At 74.0% G+C, this 18,574-nt stretch carries 20 protein-coding genes and 1 pseudogene; 6 read left to right on the top strand and 15 right to left on the bottom strand.

The window, feature by feature from the left end; translation table 11 throughout:
• The first annotated feature begins 17 nt into the window (after positions 1-17).
• Complete coding sequence (locus ABD832_RS16455) at positions 18-2,075, top strand: glycoside hydrolase family 2 protein (RefSeq protein WP_344895400.1); 2,058 nt, start codon at positions 18-20, stop codon at positions 2,073-2,075.
• Positions 2,076-2,154: 79 nt separating this feature from the next.
• Here ABD832_RS16455 and ABD832_RS16450 read toward each other — a convergent pair whose 3' ends face one another.
• Positions 2,155-3,186, bottom strand: a complete 1,032-nt coding sequence (locus ABD832_RS16450) for an AraC family transcriptional regulator (RefSeq protein ID WP_344895397.1) — start codon at positions 3,184-3,186, stop codon at positions 2,155-2,157.
• A gap of 132 nt (positions 3,187-3,318) precedes the next feature.
• Here ABD832_RS16450 and ABD832_RS16445 point away from each other — a divergent pair, with 132 nt between their 5' ends.
• Entirely contained in the window at positions 3,319-4,170 is an 852-nt protein-coding gene (locus ABD832_RS16445; RefSeq protein ID WP_344895394.1) for an NAD(P)H-binding protein, read from the top strand.
• Between the two features lie 219 nt (positions 4,171-4,389).
• On the opposite strand, the gene ABD832_RS16440 is transcribed toward ABD832_RS16445, so the two are convergent.
• Together ABD832_RS16440 and ABD832_RS16435 are read right to left on the bottom strand one after the other, a co-directional pair.
• Positions 4,390-4,605: a DoxX family protein gene (locus ABD832_RS16440; protein WP_344895391.1), complete on the bottom strand. Its 216-nt coding sequence runs from the start codon at positions 4,603-4,605 to the stop codon at positions 4,390-4,392.
• A 151-nt stretch (positions 4,606-4,756) separates the two neighbouring features.
• Positions 4,757-5,062 carry a hypothetical protein gene (locus ABD832_RS16435; protein ID WP_344895388.1) on the bottom strand — a complete coding sequence of 102 codons (306 nt, stop codon included), beginning with the start codon at positions 5,060-5,062 and terminating at the stop codon, positions 4,757-4,759.
• 105 nt (positions 5,063-5,167) lie between these two features.
• Between ABD832_RS16435 and ABD832_RS16430 the strand changes: the two genes are divergently transcribed.
• Complete coding sequence (locus tag ABD832_RS16430; RefSeq protein WP_344895385.1) at positions 5,168-6,109, top strand: LysR family transcriptional regulator; 942 nt, start codon at positions 5,168-5,170, stop codon at positions 6,107-6,109.
• Positions 6,106-6,348 (top strand): annotated as a pseudogene (locus ABD832_RS16425) (GNAT family N-acetyltransferase); the annotation flags it as partial. The gene ABD832_RS16430 and the pseudogene ABD832_RS16425, both read left to right, overlap by 4 nt.
• Positions 6,349-6,383: 35 nt before the next feature.
• Here ABD832_RS16425 and ABD832_RS16420 read toward each other — a convergent pair.
• Together ABD832_RS16420 and ABD832_RS16415 are read right to left on the bottom strand one after the other, a co-directional pair.
• Positions 6,384-6,695, bottom strand: a complete 312-nt coding sequence (locus ABD832_RS16420; RefSeq protein ID WP_344895382.1) for a DMT family transporter — start codon at positions 6,693-6,695, stop codon at positions 6,384-6,386.
• Positions 6,692-7,336 (bottom strand): FMN-dependent NADH-azoreductase, encoded by a 645-nt coding sequence (locus ABD832_RS16415; protein WP_344895379.1) that lies wholly within the window; start codon positions 7,334-7,336, stop codon positions 6,692-6,694. The genes ABD832_RS16420 and ABD832_RS16415 overlap by 4 nt, the downstream gene beginning before the upstream one ends.
• An 87-nt stretch (positions 7,337-7,423) precedes the next feature.
• On the opposite strand from ABD832_RS16415, the gene ABD832_RS16410 reads away from it, so the two are divergent.
• Positions 7,424-7,984 carry a TetR/AcrR family transcriptional regulator gene (locus tag ABD832_RS16410; protein WP_344895376.1) on the top strand — a complete coding sequence of 187 codons (561 nt, stop codon included), beginning with the start codon at positions 7,424-7,426 and terminating at the stop codon, positions 7,982-7,984.
• 118 nt (positions 7,985-8,102) lie between these two features.
• On the opposite strand, the gene ybiA is transcribed toward ABD832_RS16410, so the two are convergent.
• Positions 8,103-8,669: a riboflavin biosynthesis intermediates N-glycosidase gene (gene ybiA, locus ABD832_RS16405; protein WP_344895373.1), complete on the bottom strand. Its 567-nt coding sequence runs from the start codon at positions 8,667-8,669 to the stop codon at positions 8,103-8,105.
• A gap of 152 nt (positions 8,670-8,821) precedes the next feature.
• On the opposite strand from ybiA, the gene ABD832_RS16400 reads away from it, so the two are divergent.
• Positions 8,822-9,709, top strand: coding sequence for an NAD(P)-dependent oxidoreductase (locus tag ABD832_RS16400; RefSeq protein WP_344895371.1), 888 nt, complete (start codon positions 8,822-8,824; stop codon positions 9,707-9,709).
• A gap of 160 nt (positions 9,710-9,869) precedes the next feature.
• Here ABD832_RS16400 and ABD832_RS16395 read toward each other — a convergent pair whose 3' ends face one another.
• From ABD832_RS16395 to ABD832_RS16360, 9 genes are all read right to left on the bottom strand, one after another.
• On the bottom strand, positions 9,870-10,688 hold the full coding sequence (locus ABD832_RS16395) for an AraC family transcriptional regulator (RefSeq protein ID WP_344895368.1): 819 nt from the start codon (positions 10,686-10,688) through the stop codon (positions 9,870-9,872).
• Positions 10,689-10,748: 60 nt separating this feature from the next.
• Positions 10,749-11,657: a TauD/TfdA dioxygenase family protein gene (locus ABD832_RS16390; RefSeq protein WP_344895365.1), complete on the bottom strand. Its 909-nt coding sequence runs from the start codon at positions 11,655-11,657 to the stop codon at positions 10,749-10,751.
• Between the two features lie 28 nt (positions 11,658-11,685).
• A complete protein-coding gene (locus ABD832_RS16385; protein WP_344895362.1) occupies positions 11,686-12,624 on the bottom strand; it encodes an ABC transporter ATP-binding protein in 939 nt (312 codons plus the stop codon).
• A complete protein-coding gene (locus tag ABD832_RS16380) occupies positions 12,608-13,669 on the bottom strand; it encodes a taurine ABC transporter substrate-binding protein (protein ID WP_344895359.1) in 1,062 nt (353 codons plus the stop codon). Before ABD832_RS16380 ends, ABD832_RS16385 begins: the two co-directional genes overlap by 17 nt.
• Positions 13,670-13,775: 106 nt before the next feature.
• Positions 13,776-14,687, bottom strand: coding sequence for an ABC transporter permease (locus ABD832_RS16375; RefSeq protein ID WP_344895356.1), 912 nt, complete (start codon positions 14,685-14,687; stop codon positions 13,776-13,778).
• Between the two features lie 97 nt (positions 14,688-14,784).
• The gene (locus ABD832_RS42150) at positions 14,785-14,862 is read right to left on the bottom strand and encodes a putative leader peptide (protein ID WP_413224804.1); all 78 of its coding nucleotides are present in this window, start codon (positions 14,860-14,862) and stop codon (positions 14,785-14,787) included.
• 97 nt (positions 14,863-14,959) lie between these two features.
• Entirely contained in the window at positions 14,960-15,628 is a 669-nt protein-coding gene (locus ABD832_RS16370; protein ID WP_344895353.1) for a response regulator, read from the bottom strand.
• Positions 15,629-15,824: 196 nt separating this feature from the next.
• A complete protein-coding gene (locus tag ABD832_RS16365; protein ID WP_344895350.1) occupies positions 15,825-17,003 on the bottom strand; it encodes a sensor histidine kinase in 1,179 nt (392 codons plus the stop codon).
• A 95-nt stretch (positions 17,004-17,098) separates the two neighbouring features.
• Positions 17,099-18,457, bottom strand: a complete 1,359-nt coding sequence (locus ABD832_RS16360; RefSeq protein ID WP_344895347.1) for an alpha/beta hydrolase family protein — start codon at positions 18,455-18,457, stop codon at positions 17,099-17,101.
• Positions 18,458-18,574: the final 117 nt, after the last annotated feature.

The following is an 18,574-nucleotide window of genomic DNA, read 5'->3' as shown; positions in this document are numbered from 1 at the left end:
TTCGTGATCGGAGAACCATGAACCCGTACCCCCGGCCACATTTCGACCGGTCGCACGCCTGGTCGAGTCTGAACGGCGACTGGGACTTCCGGGCCGACACCGACTCCGGCTGGAGCCGCATCACCGTGCCGTACGCCTGGGAGACCGCCGCGTCCGGCGTCGGACGGCACTGGCTGCCGGTGGCGTGGTACCGCAGGCGGGTCCGCGTGCCCGGCGAATGGGCGGGCCTGCGGGTGATCCTGCACTTCGGGGCCGTCAACCACGAGGCCGTCGTCTGGGTGAACGGCGTCGAGACGGGCGGCCACGTCGGCGGCTACACGCCGTTCGAGATGGACGTCACCGACGCGCTGACCGGCGGTGACGGTCACCAGGGCCGGGACGAGCACGAGATCGTCGTGCGCGTCGGCGCGCCGCTCGACAAGCGCGACCTCGCGCACGGCAAGCAGCGCAGCGTCCCGCGCGACGACTTCGACGGGGTGTGCTTCACCCCGTCGTCGGGGATCTGGCAGAGCGTGTGGCTGGAGGCGCGGCCCGAGGCCCACATCTCGCGGCTGGCCCTGCGGCCGAACGCAGGCCTCGACGGGATCCTCGTCGAGGCCGCGGCGACCGGCGGATCCCTGCGGCTGACCCTGCGGGGCGGCGAGCCGGTCACCGTGCCCGTCGTCGGCGGGCACGCGCGGGCCGAGCTGCCCGTGCCGTCGCCGCGACGGTGGTCGCCCGAGGATCCGCACCTGTACGTCGTGGACGCCGAACTCGACTCGGGCGACCGGGTCTCGGCCTACACGGGGCTGAGGAGGATCGAGGTCGTCGGCGAGGAGCTGTACCTCAACGGGGAGCGCCTGTTCGTGCGCGGCGTGCTCGACCAGGGCTACTGGCCGCTGACCGGGATCACGCCGCCGTCCGACGAGGCCATGGTGCGCGACATCGAGCTGGCCGCCGCGGCCGGGTACAACCTCGTCCGCAAGCACCTCAAGCTGGAGGACCCCCGCTTCCACCACCACGCCGACCGGATGGGCATGCTCGTGTGGGCCGAGCCCGCCGCCACCGGCCGGTTCTCGGACGCGTCCGTGGAGGCGTTCGAGGCGCAGATCGCCCCGATGGTCGAGCGCGACGGCAACGCGCCGTCGATCGTCGTCTGGGGGCTGTACAACGAGGAGTGGGGACTCGACTGGGATATCCCGGGCGACCCGCGCAAGCAGCAGGCGGTGGCGCGGGCGTACGACCTGCTGAAGGCGCTCGACGACAGCCGCCCCGCGGTGGACAACTCCGGCTGGGCCCATGTGCGGACCGACCTGCTCGACTGGCACTACTACGACGAGTCGGCCTCGGCGTGGGCGCGCAACGTGGCCGGGCTGATCGACGGCGACCGGGACGACTTCCCCGTCAGGCTCGGCCCGGACTTCGTCGTGCACAAGGCGCTGGCGGGCACGGCCGAGCAGCCGCTGCGCGGCCTTCCCAACCTCAACAGCGAGTACGGCGCGGGGTTCACCAGCGTGGAGCGGGCCTGGCACCTGCGCTGGCAGACCCAGGAACTGCGCCGCCACGACCGGCTCGCCGGGTACGTCTACACGGAGCTGTACGACATCGAGCACGAGTCGGCCGGGCTGCTCGACACCGAACGGCGCCCCAAGGACCTGGCCGGGATCGACCCCGCGGACGTGAACGCGGTGACGACGCTGGTGGTCGACGTCGTCCCGGTGGCGCCGGGACGCGACCTGCTGACCGCGTCGCGGGACGTCACCGTCGGGGTGCGCGTCTCGCACCACGGCACCGGACCCGTCCACGGCCACCTCCGCACGGCCTGGACCGCCACGTTCGGCGCCACCCCGGCCGACGCCCCGGCCGGCATCCCGGACGGCTGGACGCGGGCGGGCACCGCGGGCGCCAAGCCCTTCGCCCTGGGCTCCCCCTGCGACGTCCACGCCGAGCTGCCCGAGGGCTGGGGCAGCGGACGCCTGCACATCGCCCTCGTCGCCGACGGCGCGGACGGCGCAGGCGGTGCCGTTCTCGCGCGCACCGCGGTGGACGTGGACACCTGCACCGCACCGGTCATCGGCGACGACCGGCCCTTCTAGTCCCCGGTGGTCCCCTGCCGGACCGGCCTGTCCACGACCCGTCCCGGCCGGCCGTCACCCGGGGTCGCGGACAGGCGCGTCACACCGGCGCCTCCCGGCCGGTGGGCCGCGGGTCACCGCTCCGCGTTCCGGCCCGGCTCCGCCGGTAGGCGCCGGGCGCGATGCCGTACTCCCGTTTGAAGGCGGCGGCGAAGGCGAACTCCGAGGCGTACCCGACCCGGCCGGCCACCTCGCCGAGCACGGCGTCGGTCTCGCGCAGCAGCCGGGCCGCGACGGTCATGCGCCACCAGGTCAGGTAGGCCAGGGGCGGCCGGCCGATCAGCGAGGTGAAGCGCCGGGAGAAGGCCGCCCTGGACAGCCCGGCCCGCGCCCCGAGCACCTGGACCGTCCAGGGGCGGGCGGGGTCGCGGTGCAGGGCGTGCAGCGCGGCGCCGATCGCCGGGTCGCCCAGGGCCGCCGCCCAGCCGGTGGCCGTGCCGCGCGCGGCCTGCTCGTCGAACCAGGCTCGCAGGATGTAGAGCAGCAGCATGTCGAGCAGCGCGGGGACGACGGTGTCCACGCCGGGACGCGGATCGTCCAGCTCGCCGCCGAGGAGGTCGACGGCGGCGCGCAGTTCGGGACGGTGCCCGGGGCGGGCGGGCAGGTGGACGATCTCCGGCAGGTCGCCCAGGAGCGGGTGGGCGCGGCGGGCGTCGATCCGGTACCCGCCGCAGAGGGTCACGGTGACCGCCTGCGACCCGTCCGGCCCGGTCCTCCCCACGGACGCCGAGGCGTAGCGGTCCTCGGGCCGGGAGTCGCTCAGCGGATCGCAGGCCGGTCCGTCCAACGGGGTGCCGGGGCCGTCGGCCAGCGCGTACCCGCCTCCGTGCGGCAGGAACACCACGTCGCCGGCGTTCAGCACGACGGGGGTGCCGTCGGCACCACCGGAGACACCGTCGGAGGCGTCGCCGGGAGTGGGGATCAGCAGGCACGATCCCCGCAGGACCACGTGGAAACCGGCCGAGCCGGGCACCGCGGGGAAGCGCTGCCCCCAGGGTGCGTGCCAGCGGACGCACGCCGAGCGGGGCTCCCCCGCCCGGGTCGCGGCGACCACATCGCTGAGCACGTCCATGGCGGGAGTCTAGACAGAGGACTCCTCGAAGACGGACGCGTATGAGAACGAGACTCATCCGCATTGGCCGTCTCTCCGTCCCCTCGTACGGTTGGGTGCACATGAAGCGACTCGACCGTTGGGAGCCTTTCGATGACGCGGCGACGCAGGACCCTGGTGCTCGGGGCGACCGGCACGGTCGGCCGGCAGGTCGTGGCGCGGCTCCTGGAGACGGACGCCGAGGTCCGCGCCCTGGCCCGCGACCCCGGCACGGCCGACCTGCCGGACGAGGTGGAGGTGGCGCGCGGAGATCTGGGCGACCTCGGAAACCTCGGCGACCTCGGCACCCTGCGAGGGGCCCTGGACGGGGTCGAGGCCGTGTTCCTGCTGTGGCCGTTCGCCACGGCCGAGGGGGTGCCCCCGCTCCTGAACGCCGTCGCCGAACGTGCCCGCCGCGTCGTCTACCTGTCCTCGGCGGCCGTACGCGAGCACGAGCGGCGCATCGAGCGGATGATCGAGCGGTCCGGACTGGAGTGGACGGTCCTGCGGCCGCACGCCTTCGCGGCCAACGCCCTGCGCTGGGCCGGGCAGATCCGCGCCGAGGCGGTCGTGCGCGAGCCGTACGGTGCGGCCGCCATGCCCCCGCTGCACGAGCGGGACCTCGCGGCGGTCGCGGTGCACGCCCTCCTCGGCGACGGGCACGACGGCGCGACCTACGAGCCGACCGGCCCCGAGACCCTGACCCAGGCCGAGCAGGTACGCGTCATCGGGGAGGTGACCGGCCGTCCGGTGCGCTGGGAGGAGGTCTCACCGGGGGACGCGCGCCGGCGGATGCTCGACCTGGGCTGGCCGCCCCCGGTCGCGGACGGCGTCCTGGCGGCCCAGGCCGCGCTGGTGACCGAGCCGAGGGCCGCCACGGCCGCGGTGGAGGAGATCACCGGCACCCCGGCCCGCACGTTCCGCACCTGGGTGACCGACCACGCGGACGCCTTCACGCCCCCGTGAGACCGGCCCGCACCCCCGACCCGGCCACGAACCCGGCCACGAGCAGGGCTGCGAGATCGGTGAGGGCTGTGGGGGCGGCGAGGTCGGCGAGGGTTGCGAGGGCGGCGCCTCCGTCACCCCTCGCGCCGGTGGTCGGCGAGGACCTCGGACGTCGCGCGCCTCCCCACGTCGGCGAGCACGTGGTTCCTGGCGCGGTAGTGGGGGCGACGATCCCGGTGTTCATCGCGCGACCGCCAGGACGAGGGAGGCGACGGCCAGCGCGAGGTAGACCCCGGGGAAGGCGATGTTGTGGAACACGCGGGCGCGGACGTGGACGACGACGGCGCCGACGAAGAACAGGCAGAGCCCGGCGGCGGCCGCGACGCCGACGGGCCGGACGCCCAGCAGGCCGAGCAGGAGCCCCACGGCCCCGGCGGCCTTCAGCGTGGCGAGCACCGGGAGCCACGACGGCGGGACCCCCCACCTCGGCCCCGTTGTCCAGGACGAACCCGGCTCGTGCCAGGTCGGCCACGACGATCCCGGCGTTGGCCACGATCGTGACGACGGTGACGACCACATAGGCGGTGAACATTCGCGCGGCTCCGGTTCAGCCGAGGGCCCGGTAGGTCCCGAGGACCTCGAACGGCCGGGGTTCCGGGGCGGGTCCCACGACCCACCTGGCCACCGTCGCCTGCAGCCGCCGCGCGGCCTCCATGCCGGGCAGCGGGTTCTCGGCGCCCTCGTCGAGCTCCAGCAGTGCGACGAACTCGGTGCCGCCGGCGCGGCGCAGGTAGACGTACCGGATGCCGTCCGGCCGCTGCTCCTCCACTTCGGCGAAGGCCGCCCGGACGGCGTCGGCGACCTCCTGCGCACCCTCGTCGGCCACCTGGTAACGGATCATCAGAACGGGCATGGCGTCTCCTCGCCGGTCGTGGACGGTGGCGAGCCGCCGCTCGCCGCCTCAAGCCTCGACGAGGGCCGGGAACACGTCCAATATCCGCATCCATAACCTGGGGGCATGGATGTGGACACGCGGTTGCTGCGGTACTTCCTCGCCGTCGCGGAGGAGGGGAACCTCACCAACGCCGCCGGACGGCTGTTCGTGTCGCAACCGGCGCTGACCAAGCAGATCCGGCAGCTGGAGACCCGGCTCGGAGTGCGGCTGTTCACCCGGTCGCGGACCGGCATGGCCCTCACCGAACCGGGCCGGGTCCTGGCCGAACGGGTGCCCGCCCTGCTGGCCGGATGGGACCAGGCGCTGCGGGAGACCAAGAGCACGACCAGCCGGGTGGCCCGGGTGCTGCGGGTCGGTTTCCTGGCCAGTGCCGCCAACGAGGCCACCCGGCACATCATCGCGGCGTTCGCCCGCCTACGGCCGGGGTGGAGGGCCGACATGCGGCAGGCCGCGTGGTCGAACCCGACCGCCGGGCTCGCCGCCGGGGACGTGGACGTCGCTCTGCTGCGGCTGCCCTTCCCCGGCCAGGAGACCCTGCGGGTGGAGGTGCTGTTCACCGAGCCCCGCTGGATCGCGCTCCCCTCGGCGCACCCGCTCGCCACGCGCGACCTGATCTCCTTCCGTGAGCTGTGGGACGAGCCGTTCGTGGCGGCACCGGCCGAATCGGGCTGGTGGCGGGACCACTGGCTGGCGGCCGACGAGCGTGACGGCCGTCCGGTCCGCGTCGGCGCCGTCACCGACCGGCCCGACGACTGGCTCAACGCGATCGCCAACGGTTACGGCATCGCCCTGGCCCCCGAATCCGCCGCCCGCTTCTACGCGCGTCCCGACGTCGTCTACCGGCCCCTCAGCGGGGTCGGCCCCAGCCGGGTGGGCGTGGCCTGGGCACCCGCCGACGACTCCGACCCGGTCGTCGGGGACTTCGTCCGCTGCTGCCTGGCCTCCGTACCGTCCGGTCGCGGCGAGATCGGGGACGGGGCCCTGCCGAGAGGAGATGGATCGTGACCGAGCTGGTGACCGAGCGGCTGGTGCTGCGTCGCTGGCGTGCGGAGGACCTGGAACCGTTGGCGGCGATGGACGGGGATCCGGAGGTCATGCGCTTCATCGGCGACGGCTCGGTCCGCACCCGGGAGCAGACCGCGGCCACGCTCACGTTCATGGAGCAGGGCTGGGAGGACCGCGGCTTCGGGCTGTTCGCCGTGGAACTGCGCGAGACCGGGGAGCCGGCCGGCTGGGCGGGGCCGGCGGTCCCCGCCCCCGGCCGTCGGGACCGGGCGGGTCAGGCGAGCCTGGCGAGCAGGATGCCGCCGACGATCAACGCGATGGCGGCGATCCGGCCGACGCTGAGCGGGTCGTCGTGCAGCACGACGCCGAAGGTGACCGCGCCGACCGCGCCGATGCCGGTGAAGACGGCGTAGGCGGTACCGACCGGGATGTCGTTCATCGCCCTGGACAGCAGCCAGACCGCGCCGGCCGCCAGGGCGAAGCAGACCAGGGTGGGCAGCGGCCTGGTGAAGTTCTCCGTCGGTTTGATGCTCTGCGACCAGGCGATCTCGACCAGCCCGGCGAGCACCAGGATCGGCCAGCTCATCGCTTCGCCTCCTCCAGGACCCGCAGCTCGGCCACGGCCCGCGACTCGGCCTGGCCGTCCCTCAGGTGGGACAGTCCCGGGTCGATCAGGGCGTTGGTCAGCTCCGCGTGGACGAACACCACGTCCTCGACGCCGAAGTGCCCCTTGAAGAAGTCGCGCAGGTAGTGCTCCTCGTGGTCGACCGGCTCGCGCGGGGTGCCGGGGCCGTAGGCGCCGCCGCGGGCCCCGGTCACCACGAACCGCCGCCCGGCCAGCGACATCTTGGGGAACGTCACCTGGTCGAGCCAGGCCTTGAGCGCCGAGGGGACCGAGTAGTTGTACATCGGCGTGCCGATGAGCACCACGTCCGCGGCCACCAGCTCCTCCAGCAGCGGGGCGAGGACCGCCCACGCCTCCCGCTGAGCGGGGGTGCTCACGGCCTCCCGGTAGCGGCCGATGTCGGTGATCCCGTGCGCCAGCACGTGGTCGCACAGCTCGGTCCACGCCTCACCGATGTGCGGTACGGGGTCGGCCGCCAGGTCCCGGTAGGTGTAACGCCCGTCCGGATGCGCCGCGCGCCAGGTCTCGGCGAACCTGCGCGAGAGGTCCCGGGAGATCGAGTTCCTGCGGGCGCTGGCGTCCAGGTGGAGCAGATGGCTCATGGGGGTCCCTCCAAATAAGCGGACACGGTGTCCACTTGGAGGATCGTACGGGATAAGCGGACATGGCGTCCAGATATGCTCTGAGGCATGGAGAGAGCCGACGCCGCTCGCAACCGCGCCCGGATCCTCGAGGCGGCGGAACGCCTGTTCGCGGCCGAGGGAGCGCCGAACGTCACCATGGAGGACATCGCGCGCGCCGCCGGGGTGGGACGCGGCACCCTGTACCGGCGCTATCCGGACCGGGCGTCGATCGCCCTCGCCCTGCTCGACGAGCACGAGCGGGTCCTGCAGGAGAAGCTGCTGCGCGGCGCCCCTCCCCTGGGTCCTGGCGCGCCGCCCGCGGCCCGGCTGTCGACCTTCTACGCCGCCATGGTGCGGCTCCTGGAGGACCACGCCCACCTGGTCCTCGGCGCCGAGACCGGCCGTTCCCGGTTCGCGACCGGGGCGTACGGCTTCTGGCGGGCGCACGTACGGTCCCTGCTCGTCGCCGCGGGGGTGCCGGACCCCGACGCGCTGACGGACTCCCTGCTCGCCCCGCTCGCCCCCGAGGTGTACGGCTTCCAGCGCGCCGACCGCGGGCTGACCCCCGAGCAGATCACGGCCGCCCTGACCCGGCTGGCGACCGGCGTCCTCGGCGGGCCCGGGTGACCCGGGTGACCCGGGTGACCCGGGTGACCCGGACTCGGGCCCGGGTGACCCGGACCGCGACCGGCGTCCCCGGCGGGCCGAGGGGCTCGGCGGCCTCACACGGCACGGGGACGAGCCCTCACCCCTGCCGCAGTGCCCGCCGTACCTCCATTAGCGCGAACCCCAGCAGGTTCGGCCCGAGCCACAGCTCGGGCCGCCCGGCCCGCTCGTCGTCGGCGGCCAGGCCGATCCCCCAGACCCTGTCCACCGGGCTCGCCTCGACCAGCACCCGCTCCCCCGTCCCCAGCAGGAACTCCCGCAGCTCGGGGTGCTGGTCGAACTTGGCGAGGTTGCCGCGGACGACCAGGTCGAAGCGGGCCTCCTCCCAGGCCCGCTCGTCGAAGCCGCGCACCCGGCGCCCCAGGTCCTTGGCCCGCTTCGGGTGCCCCGCCGCCACGATCTCCGCCGCGGTCTCCTCGTCGCCGAACAGCCGCGCCTTGCCCGCCATCATGAAGTGCTCGGCGGTGCGGTAGACGACCCCGTCCACGGTGAAGTCCGCCGGCCACCACTGCGACAGGCACCCGGCCCCGACCCCGCCCGAGCGCGGCGGCCGGTGCCCCCAGAACATCAGGTACCTGACGCGCTCACCCCGCTCCACGGCCGCGATCAGACCCGCCACGTCACGCACGCCCGCCACCTCGGTCATGCGCGCCACCCTGGCAGACCACCGTCGCCGTCGGCCAGCGGATTTCCCCGCGTTCCCGCTCGTCCCCGCCTCCGGCCGTGCCCGCCCGCACAATCGTTCAAGACCGCCGGGGACCTCACGGGTTAGAACGGTGCCCCACTCGGGAGGGCAACATGGACGTCGGCTTCGTCGGTCTCGGGCTCATGGGGCGGCCCATGGCGCTCAACCTGGTACGCGCGGGGACACCGCTCGTCGTGTGGAACCGCACCGCGGAACGGACCGGGCCGCTGCGCGAGGCCGGGGCGACGGTGGTGGCGAGCGCGGCCGAGGTGTTCGAGCGGGCGCGCCTGATCTTCCTGATGCTGGCCGGCGAGGCCGCGATCGATTCCGTCCTCGGGCGCGGCACCCCCGGGTTCGCCGACACCGTCGCCGGGCGCACGATCGTCCACATGGGCACCACCACGCCCGTCTTCTCCGCGGGCCTGGAGGCCGACGTCCTGGCCGCGGGCGGCCGCTACGTCGAGGCGCCCGTCTCGGGGTCGCGCGAGCCCGCGAAGGCCGGACGGCTCGTGGCGATGCTGGCGGGCGAGCCCGCGGCCGTCGAGGAGGTCCGCCCGCTGCTGGGGCCGATGTGCCACCAGGCCGTGGACTGCGGCCCGGTGCCCAGCGGGCTGCTGATGAAGCTCGCGGTCAACGTGTTCCTGATCACGACGGTGACCGGCCTGGCCGAGTCCTTCCACTTCGCCGACCGGCACGGCCTCGACCTCGAACGGCTCCGGGAGGTGCTGGACTCCGGCCAGATGGCCAGCGACATCTCCCGGATCAAGCTCGGCAAGCTGATCGGGCAGGACTTCGCCCCCCAGGCGGCCATCGCCGACGTACTGGAGAACAACCGGCTCATCGCCCAGGCGGCGCGGAAGGCCGATGTGGCCTCGCCGCTGCTGGACGTCTGCCACGCCCTGTTCGGGGAGACGCTCGCGCTGGGGCACGCCGACGACGACATGGCGGCCGTCGTCCACGCCATCGAGGCCAGGACGCGGGCCGTACGGGACCGGTCGTAGCCACGACCACGACCGTCACCGCGGACCGTGGCCCGCACCGCCGGACCGTGGCCCGCACCGCCGGACCGTGCCCGTGACCGCGATCGCGGCCGTCGGGCGGTGAACGTCACCGCCGGACCGTGATCGCCGGGCCGCGACTCTCACCGCCGGACCGCGGCTCTCACCGCCGGGCCGTGAGCGCGGCGGTCCAGCGGGCGGGTGTCAGCCCGTAGGCGCGCTTGAACATCCTGGTCAGGTGGCTCTGGTCGGCGAAGCCCGCGGCCTGCGCGGCGGCGCCCGGCGGCGTCCCGCCCGCCATCAGCAGCCGCGCCCGGTCGAGCTGCCGCATGGTACGGAACCGGGTCGGGCTGGTGCCGTACGCGGCGCGGAACTGGCGCGCGATCGTCCACCGGTCCAGGCCCGAGACGGCCTCGAACTCGGCGAGCGAGTGCCTGACCACCGGATCGGCGACGATCAGCTCCCGTACCCGGGAGAGCGCCTCCAGCGCGAGCGGCTCCCGCCTGGCGGTCCTCGTCCCGGAGTGCCGCTCCAGCGCGTCCGCGACGAGCAGCGCGATGTCCAGGCGTTCGGCCTCCTCCAGCGGACGGTCGATGTCGGCCAGGCAGGCGGCCAGCGACGCGGGCATCCCGCCGGGCCTGACCACGGGATCGGCGACGAACGGCAGCGGCCTGCCGCCCAGCGCCTGCTGCACCAGGGACGGGTCGAGGTAGACGATCCGGTAGCCGAACCCCTCGTCGGTGCCGGCCGCGCCGTCGTGGACCTCGTCCGGGTGCAGCACGTGCCACTCGCCGGGCAGGCAGTGCCGCAGCTCACCGCGGTAGCGGAAGGTCTGCACGCCCCTGAGCGTCATGCCGATCGCGTACGTGTCGTGGCGGTGCGGCGCGAACGCCGTGCCGACCAGCGACGCCTCCAGCCGCTCCATCCCGGCCGCGCCCGAGCCGAACCGCAGCCGGTAACCGGGCCCGCTCACCCGCTCCATCTCCCGGACGCTACTACGCGCGGGGCCGGTCGGCACCACCCCGCGCGCGGCAGGCCCGGGTCAGGCGCTCCCGGCGACCTGGAACGGGTGAGCGGGGCCGAAGGGACGGTCACCGCGCAGGGTGATGCGGTGCATCACGCGGCGGGCGGTGCCGTAGTCGCGGTTGGCGTAGTGGGAGGTGGAGCGGTTGTCCCACATGGCGACGTCGCCGACGCTCCAGCGGTGGCGGACGATGTGCTCGGGCTTGGTCAGGTGGGCGTAGAGCAGGTCCAGGATCGCCCGGCTCTCGGCCTCCGACACCCCCAAGACGTGCGAGGTGAACCCGGGGTTGACGAAGATCCCCTTGCGGCCGGTCTCGGGGTGGACCCGCACGACGGGATGCTCAACCGGCTCCAGCCGGGTGACGGCCTCGTCCTCCCAGACGTTGCCCCGGCCGCCGCGCCGCTGCGCCAGGTAGTAGCCGAACTCGCGGGTGCCGTCGTGCACCGCGGTGAGCCGGTCCACCAGGTCCCGTACCGGCGCGGAGAGCGAGTCGTAGGCGAGCTGGGAGTCCGCCCAGCTCGTGTCGCCGCCGGTGGGCGGCAGGACGACGGCCCGCAGGATCGACCCGAGCGGCGGGCGGGGCATGAACGTGACGTCGGTGTGCCAGACGTCGGCGAAGCCGTTGTCCGCGCTGTCCAGGGCGTAGATCTCGGGGTGCGCCTCGTCCACGCCCTCGATGACGGGGTGGGAGACGGTCAGCTCGCCGATGCGGCGGCCGAGCGCGACCTGGGTGTCCTCGTCGAGGTCCTGGTCCCCGAAGAACAGCACCTTGCGGTCGACCAGGGCGGCGCGGACCGCGAGCAGTTCCTCGTCGGTGGCCGTCGCCAGGTCCAGTCCCTCGACGCGGGCTCCGAAGTGCGGTCCGAGGGGGGTCAGGGTCAGCGTGGCGGGGGTGGCGGGCGGTGCGTCGACGGTCCGGACGGTCATCGGGTTCTCTCCTCGCGGGTGGGCGTTCTCACGCGGCGGCGGCGCGGACGGCCTGGCCGACCGTGGCGCGGAACGCGGCGTACTCGGGAAGGGCTCGCAGCTCGTCGGGGCCGAGCCCGGTGCGCGGCAGGGTGATGTCCAGGTCGAGCGCGATCCGGCCCGGACGGCGGGTGAGCACCACGACGCGGCTGCCCAGGAACACCGCCTCCTCGACGCTGTGGGTGACGAACACGCAGGTGCGGCCGGTCTCCGCGCTCACCCGGCGCAGGTCCTCCTGGAGCCGTTCGCGGGTGAGCGCGTCCAGGGCGGCGAACGGCTCGTCGAGCAGCAGCAGCGGGTCGTCGCCGGCCAGTGCCCTGGCGATGGCGACGCGCTGCTGCTGGCCTCCGGAGATCTGCCAGATCCGGCGGTCGGCCACGTCGTGCAGGCCCACCCGCTCCAGCAGTTCCGGCACCCTGCGGGCGCGTTCGGCGCGGGGTACGCCCGCGTACCGCAGGGCGAGCTCGACGTTGCCGCCCACGCTCTTCCAGGGGAAGAGCCGGGGCTGCTGGAACACGACCCCGGCGCCACGGCCGGGGACCGGTTCGGTGCCGCCGCTGCGGACGACACCGGAGGTAGGCCGCTCGAAACCGGCGATGAGCCGCAGCAGCGTGCTCTTGCCGCATCCGGAGGCGCCGACGATCACGAGGAACGTCCCCCTGGGGACGGTCAGCGAGACCGGGCCCAGGGCGGTCACGGCACCGGCGGCCGTACCGTAGACGTGTTCGACGTCGCTCACCTGGACGGCGGCGTCGGCGGCCGCGACACCGGTCCCGGTGGTGGCCCCGGTGGTCCCGGTGGTCCCGACGGTGGTTCCGGCGATTCCGTTGGTTGCGGTGGTTCCGGCGGCGGTGAGGACCTCGGTGGCCGCGGGACGCCCGCCGCCCGCGAGGCTCCCCGGGGCCGGGAGGTCAGAAGCCGAGGACACCGGGGAGCCCCTTGTTGTAGATGGCGCGCTCGACCGTCGCCAGGTCGGGCACGGAGTCGATCTTCTGCTGGTCCTTGAGGAACTGGGCCGCGCTGACCAGGTTCTTCGCCAGGCCGCCGACCTTGTCGGGCGTGCCGAGCCACTCGGGCGAGGCCAGGTCGGCCGGCTTCAGGAAGACCCCCTGGCTGAGCTGGGACTTGGCGTCCTCCTTGCTCAGGTTCAGCTCCGCGCCCACCGCCTGCGCCGCGGCGTCGGGGTCCTTGGCGATCAGGTCGAGCGCCTGGGCCTCGGCCTTGCGCCAGGCGTCGACCGCCCCGGGGTGCGCGCCGACGAACGCGGTGGACACCACGCCGAGGTCCAGGGTGGGCTTGCCCGCGGTCGCCAGTTCCCGGCTGGCGATGAGCACCTTGCCGTTCTTCTTGAGCTCCTCCAGGGTGGGCAGCCAGGTGTAGGCCGCGTCGATGTCGCCCCGCGTCCACGACGCCAGGATGTCCTGAGGCTCCAGGTCCACGATCTTCACCTCGGACTCGGCCACTCCGGCCTGGTCCAGGGCGGCGAGCAGGCTGTAGTGGGCGGTGGAGGCGAAGGAGGTGGCCACCTTCTTGCCCTTCAGGCCGGACACGTCCGAGATCCCGGCGTCGTTCCTGACGACCAGCGCCTCGTTGTCACCGGCCACGTCCAGCACGAACGCCACCTGGTAGGGGATGTTCAGCGGCGCGGACAGCCCGCGCGCGACCGGGCTCGACCCGATGGCCGCGATGTCGATGCTCCCGGCGACGAAGGCGGTGTTGATGCTGGCGCCGGAGTCGAACTTCGTCCAGGTGATGGCGTAGTCGGGGAGCGCCTTCTCCAGCCAGCCCTTGTTCTTCACGATGAGGTCGCCGCTGGGGAACGCCTGGTAGGCGATGCGGATGGTCTTGGCCGCCTTGTCGCCGCCGCCACCGCCTCCGGCGGAGGCCGTGCCGTTACCGCATCCGGTCAGGGCGAGGGCCGTGGCGACGGCCAGGAGGAGCGAGAGCAGGTGTGTCGGACGCGGCCGTGACATGATCGGCTTCTTTCTCAGCTGGGCGGTACGTGGATCGGTGCCGGGTGGGTGGATCAGCGCCGGGTGGTACGGGATCGGCGGGAGGGGGGACGGCGGGCGGGACGGCTCAGACGCGGCCCCTCCACGGGATGAGCCGGTTCTCGGCGACGCGCAGCAGGCCGTCGAGGAGCAACCCGGAGATGCCGATGGCGAACAGCCCGAGGACCACGACGTCGGTCTGCAGGTAGCGCTGGGCGTCGCGGACCATGCCGCCGATGCCCGGCACGCCGTTCACGGTCTCCGCGGCGACCACCGAGGAGTAGGCGATGCCCACGGCCAGCCGTACACCGGTGAAGATCTCCGGCAGTGCGCTGGGCAGCACCACGTCCTTGATCGTGCTCCACCGGGACGCGCCCAGCGCGCGGGCCGCCTCCACCAGGCCGGCGGGGGCGCCGTGCACCGCGGCGGCCGTGGCCACCGCGACCGGGGGAAGCGCCGCGATGGCGAGCAGCCACAGCTTGGGGGTCTCGTCGATGCCGAACCAGATGATCAGCAGGCTGAAGTACGCGAGCGGGGGAAGGGCCCGGACGAAGGTCACCACCGGTTCGGCCACGAAGCGGATCCACGGCACGACGCCGAGCACGACGCCCAGCACCAGGCCGCCCGCCACCCCGAGCGCCGAGCCGATGAGGATGCGGCGCAGGCTGATGCCCAGGTGCTCCACGAGAAGGTTGCCGCTGTAGCCGCGGATCCCGTCATGGGTGCTGGACAGCAGCAGCAGCTGGTCCCACACCGCGCCAGGGGCGGGCACGAACGACGGGTTGTCCGCCGCGACCGCGGCGAGCTGCCAGAGCCCGAGCAGGACGAGCAGCGACAGCGCGCGCACGCCGAACCGCCGGGCCGTCCGGGCGTACCGGGCCGGTTCCCGGCCGGGGCGCGCGCCTTGCGGGGCACGCGGGCCCGGGGGGCGGACGGAACCGGCGTCGGGGTCCGGCGCGACGGGGTCCGGGGAGAGGGAGGTGGGGGCGGAAGAGGTCACGGCTGTCACTCCGGGAGGTCATCGGTCCGCGCCGCCGGGAGCGGGACGCGGCATGACGCGGAAAGGAAGGCGGGTGGCCGCGGACGGAAGGCGGCGGTCAGGAGCGACAGGTCGAGCCGGCCACCCGGCACAGGTCGAGGTGGAGGCGCCGGACCAGACGCGCGGTCGTGAACATGCCTATTTCCTACCAATAAATAGTGAATTAGGCAATCTCGGCTTCGTTCCCGGGTCCGATCGGGCCGGTACCGGAGAGGGGTCGGGGGTCCGGGACGTCAGTCCCCGGGACGGTCTGGAATGACGAGGCCGCTCTCGTAGGCGTAGACCACGGCCTGGGCACGGCCGCGCAGGTCCAGCTTGGCGAGGATCCGGTTGAGGTGCGTCTTCACCGTCGCCTCGGCCAGCCGGAGCCGTTCGGCGATCTCGGTGTTCGACAGGCCGCGCGCCACGTGCAGGAGCACCTCCCGCTCCCGCGCGGTGAGCCCGTGCGCGTCCCTCCTGGGGATGCCGTCCGGCAGGTGGACGGCGAAGCGCTCCAGCAGGCGCCGGGTCGTGCTCGGCGCGACCACGGCGTCCCCCGCGTGCACCGACCTGATGGCGCCGAACAGGTCGGCCGGGGGCACGTCCTTGAGCAGGAAGCCCGACGCTCCGGCCTTGATCGCGGCGAAGGCGTACTCGTCCAGGTCGAACGTGGTGAGGATGAGCACCTTCGGCGTCCCGCCGGTGGCGCCGTCGCGGATGAGGCCGGTCGCCTCGACGCCTCCCATCCGCGGCATCCGCGCGTCCATGAGCACCACGTCGGCCTCGATCGCGCGCAGCACCTCGATCGCCGCCGCGCCGTCCGCGGCCTCGCCGACCAGCTCGATGTCCGGCTGTGAGCGCAGGACCAGCCGGAATCCCGTCCGGACGAGTTCCTGGTCGTCGACCAGCACGACTCGGATCATGGTGTCCCACCCCGCTCCGGCGATGTCCGCCCTCCCGGCGCCCGTCTTCCCGGGGCCCGTCCTTCCGGTCCTCGCCCCGGCAGATCCCGCCGCGACGGGTCCCGTTCCGGCGACACCCGTCCGAACGGCGCCCGTTCCGCGGCGTCCGGTCGCGGCGTGTCGCGGTGGACGGTACCCCGCCGCGCGCCGTGAGGACTCATTCGTCCCGGCCCACGGGGATGCGGGCGAGCACCCGGAAGCCGCCGCCGGAGCGGGGAGCCGCCCTGACCGTCCCGCCGTACACCGCCGCCCTCTCGCGCATGCCGGCCAGCCCGTGGCCACCGGTGTTCCCGGGCCCGGCCGGCCCCCGGCCGTCGTCGGCGATCTCCAGCTCGACCTCGTCGTGGCCGAACCCGAGCTCGACGGTGGCCCGGGTGCCCGGCCCGGCGTGCCTGAGGGTGTTCGTCAGCGCCTCCTGGACGATCCGGTAGATCACCAGCTGCTCCCCCTCGGGCAGGTCCCGGGGGGTCCCGCGGACGGCGAGCTCGGTCGGCAGGCCGGACGCCCGCGCCTGGTCGACGAGCTCGCCGAGCCGCGCCAGGCCCGGCTGGGGGGCGTGCGGTTCCGCGGTCCCGGTGTCGTCGCGCAGCACGCCCACCAGCCGGCGCATCTCGGCGAGCCCCCTGCGGCCCGTCGTCGAGATGGTCCGCAGGGCCTGGCGGGCCAGCTCGGGGTCGCCGTCGAGGGCGTACCCGGCGCCGTCCGCGTGGATGACGATCACACTCATGTTGTGCGCGACCACGTCGTGGAGCTCGCGGGCGATGCGCACCCGCTCGGCGGCGGCCGCGATGAGGGCCTGCTGGCCCCGCTCCCTCTCCGCCTGTTCCGCCCGTCCCACCAGGCTCTCCACGTACCGGCGGCGGGTGCCGGCGTTGATCCCGGCGATCCAGATCGCCACGACGAACACGGAGAACGCGGCGTACTCCTTGACCAGTACGGGCACCGTGCCGTCCGGCCGGAACACCACGAGCAGGATGCCGAGCTGGGCGACCGCCCCGGCCGCGATCGCCCAGCGCGTCCGGCACAGGGAGGCCACCCCGTACATGGCGACCAGCACCGCGATGTTCCCGGCGACCATGTCCAGGCCCGCCGCCCACTGGGCGAAGCTCACCGACGCGACGACCGCGAAGACCGTGAGCGGGTACCGGCGCCGCCAGATCAGCGGGATCAGCAGGGCCGCGACCAGGACGAGGCCGCCCCACGGGCCACCCGTGCGCATCCCCGGCCCGCCCGGGTGGATCACCTGGATCAGGCAGAGGGGGACCAGCGGCGCGACGACGAGGGCGTCCCCGAGGACACCGTGGCGCGCCACCCAGGCGCGCGGTCTGCTGAACACGGGCCCAACGATACGTATCATCCGTTTTGTCGGATTCCCTCTCCGGGCCGAGATCCGGCTACACCCCAGGTTGCACTCCCAGGACGGGCATCGGACTACGGGATCGGCTTCACCTCGGGGTAGGCCCTGGAAGGACGGTCGAAGAGGCGGGTGTGCCGTCCCCGCAGGTGCAGGTCGAAGAAGGCGGCCAGGTGGGCGCGCTGGGCCGCGACCGAGCGCGCGGGGTCGATCGTCCCGATGGTCTCGGCGACGGGCACGTCCTTCAGCTCCCCGGCGATCTGCGGGAACATCGCCTGGAGGTCGAAGAACGAGAAGTGCCGCGCCCCGGTGAACCGCACCTCGCGCTTCCAGCCGGTGGAGCCCTCCCAGAAGGACTTCCAGGTGGGCTCGGTCCGACGGGTGGTGGTCTCCCCCGCCACCTGCAGGAACGGCCTGGACACGCCGCTTTTCGCGACCGGCCCCAGCAGGACGCCGTCGAGGTTGGCCCCCGCGTCGACGCGCCGGTCGTCGTGCACGAGCTGGGCGGCCGTGGCCCCGCCCATGGAGTGGCCGAAGACGCCGACACGGGACAGGTCCGGGGCGCCGCGCAGCCCGGACGGCAGCCTCGCGCGCGCCGCGTCGGGGTTCCGCCCGCGGTCCAGGTGCGCCAGCCGGTCCAGGACGAACCGCATGTCCGCGACCCGGGTCGGCATCAGGATGTCGAACAGCCTCGCCTGCTCCTGCTCGGTCCGCACCGGCGGGAGCTTGGACCTCTCGACCCGGCCGCCGGGGAACTCCACCTGGTCCAGCTGGTGGGTGTGGTCGACCGTGACGACGAGGTAGCCGCGGCTGGCCAACTCCTCGACCAGGACGGTGCTGAGCGTGCGCGGGGCCTCGTACCCCGGTGAGAACAGCACGACCGGCAGGCCGCCCGCGCCGCGGTCCACCGGGGCACCGGCGCGGGCGTGCGTCCTGGTCGCCGCCCAGTCCACCTCACCGGGCTTTATCCCCAGGTCGGCGGCCGTGTCCCGGTCGAAGTCGGCCGCGGCCAGCGGCGGCATCTGCGGCGCCAGGGGGAGGTTCCCCGACCGGCGGGCCGGATACCAGAGGCTCACCATGAGCTCCCGGTAGGGCTGGGAGGGCACCAGGGAGTCCGGGCGCGACCGGTCCACCAGGTGCAGGGAGACCGTGCCGATCGGGTGCCGCCCGGTGGGCGCCGGCAGCGACACCCCGAGGGCCTTCGCGGACGTACCGGACGCGCCGGCCGGGCCGGACGCCGGTGACCCCGGCGGGCCGGCCAGGACGGACGCGGGTGATCCCGGCACGCCTCCCTCGGCGGCCGGACCCTTCCCGTACGGCACGGGTCCGGCCACCGCCGGAGGTGCGGCCTGCACCGTCAGCGCGGCGGCGACCCCCAGCCCGGCGATGGTCCACCCGGTACGGCGGGCTCGGGCGGTTCGTGCGGAAGCTGTCATCGGTGATCTCCTGGTGGCCGTTCCGGTGTCCTCCCAGGAGCCTTCCAGCGATGTCCGGCCCGTCCTTCGTCCTCGGGGAGGAACCCGGAGTGACGCGGCGGGTGGGCCGGAAAGGAT

The sequence above is a fragment of the Streptosporangium longisporum genome, from assembly GCF_039534895.1.
Taxonomy (GTDB): Bacteria; Actinomycetota; Actinomycetes; order Streptosporangiales; family Streptosporangiaceae; genus Streptosporangium; species Streptosporangium longisporum.
This window is presented reverse-complemented; position numbering and strand designations above follow the sequence as displayed.

What these genes read in the sequence shown, in the direction of transcription:
- ABD832_RS16455 (WP_344895400.1), top strand. Translation starts at nt 18, where the DNA reads ATGAACCCGTACCCCCGGCCACATTTCGACCGGTCGCACGCCTGGTCG.
- ABD832_RS16450 (WP_344895397.1), bottom strand. Translation starts at nt 3,186, where the DNA reads ATGGACGTGCTCAGCGATGTGGTCGCCGCGACCCGGGCGGGGGAGCCC.
- ABD832_RS16445 (WP_344895394.1), top strand. Translation starts at nt 3,319, where the DNA reads ATGACGCGGCGACGCAGGACCCTGGTGCTCGGGGCGACCGGCACGGTC.
- ABD832_RS16435 (WP_344895388.1), bottom strand. Translation starts at nt 5,062, where the DNA reads ATGCCCGTTCTGATGATCCGTTACCAGGTGGCCGACGAGGGTGCGCAG.
- ABD832_RS16430 (WP_344895385.1), top strand. Translation starts at nt 5,168, where the DNA reads ATGGATGTGGACACGCGGTTGCTGCGGTACTTCCTCGCCGTCGCGGAG.
- ABD832_RS16420 (WP_344895382.1), bottom strand. Translation starts at nt 6,695, where the DNA reads ATGAGCTGGCCGATCCTGGTGCTCGCCGGGCTGGTCGAGATCGCCTGG.
- ABD832_RS16415 (WP_344895379.1), bottom strand. Translation starts at nt 7,336, where the DNA reads ATGAGCCATCTGCTCCACCTGGACGCCAGCGCCCGCAGGAACTCGATC.
- ABD832_RS16410 (WP_344895376.1), top strand. Translation starts at nt 7,424, where the DNA reads ATGGAGAGAGCCGACGCCGCTCGCAACCGCGCCCGGATCCTCGAGGCG.
- ybiA (WP_344895373.1), bottom strand. Translation starts at nt 8,669, where the DNA reads ATGACCGAGGTGGCGGGCGTGCGTGACGTGGCGGGTCTGATCGCGGCC.
- ABD832_RS16400 (WP_344895371.1), top strand. Translation starts at nt 8,822, where the DNA reads ATGGACGTCGGCTTCGTCGGTCTCGGGCTCATGGGGCGGCCCATGGCG.
- ABD832_RS16395 (WP_344895368.1), bottom strand. Translation starts at nt 10,688, where the DNA reads ATGGAGCGGGTGAGCGGGCCCGGTTACCGGCTGCGGTTCGGCTCGGGC.
- ABD832_RS16390 (WP_344895365.1), bottom strand. Translation starts at nt 11,657, where the DNA reads ATGACCGTCCGGACCGTCGACGCACCGCCCGCCACCCCCGCCACGCTG.
- ABD832_RS16380 (WP_344895359.1), bottom strand. Translation starts at nt 13,669, where the DNA reads ATGTCACGGCCGCGTCCGACACACCTGCTCTCGCTCCTCCTGGCCGTC.
- ABD832_RS42150 (WP_413224804.1), bottom strand. Translation starts at nt 14,862, where the DNA reads ATGTTCACGACCGCGCGTCTGGTCCGGCGCCTCCACCTCGACCTGTGC.
- ABD832_RS16370 (WP_344895353.1), bottom strand. Translation starts at nt 15,628, where the DNA reads ATGATCCGAGTCGTGCTGGTCGACGACCAGGAACTCGTCCGGACGGGA.
- ABD832_RS16360 (WP_344895347.1), bottom strand. Translation starts at nt 18,457, where the DNA reads ATGACAGCTTCCGCACGAACCGCCCGAGCCCGCCGTACCGGGTGGACC.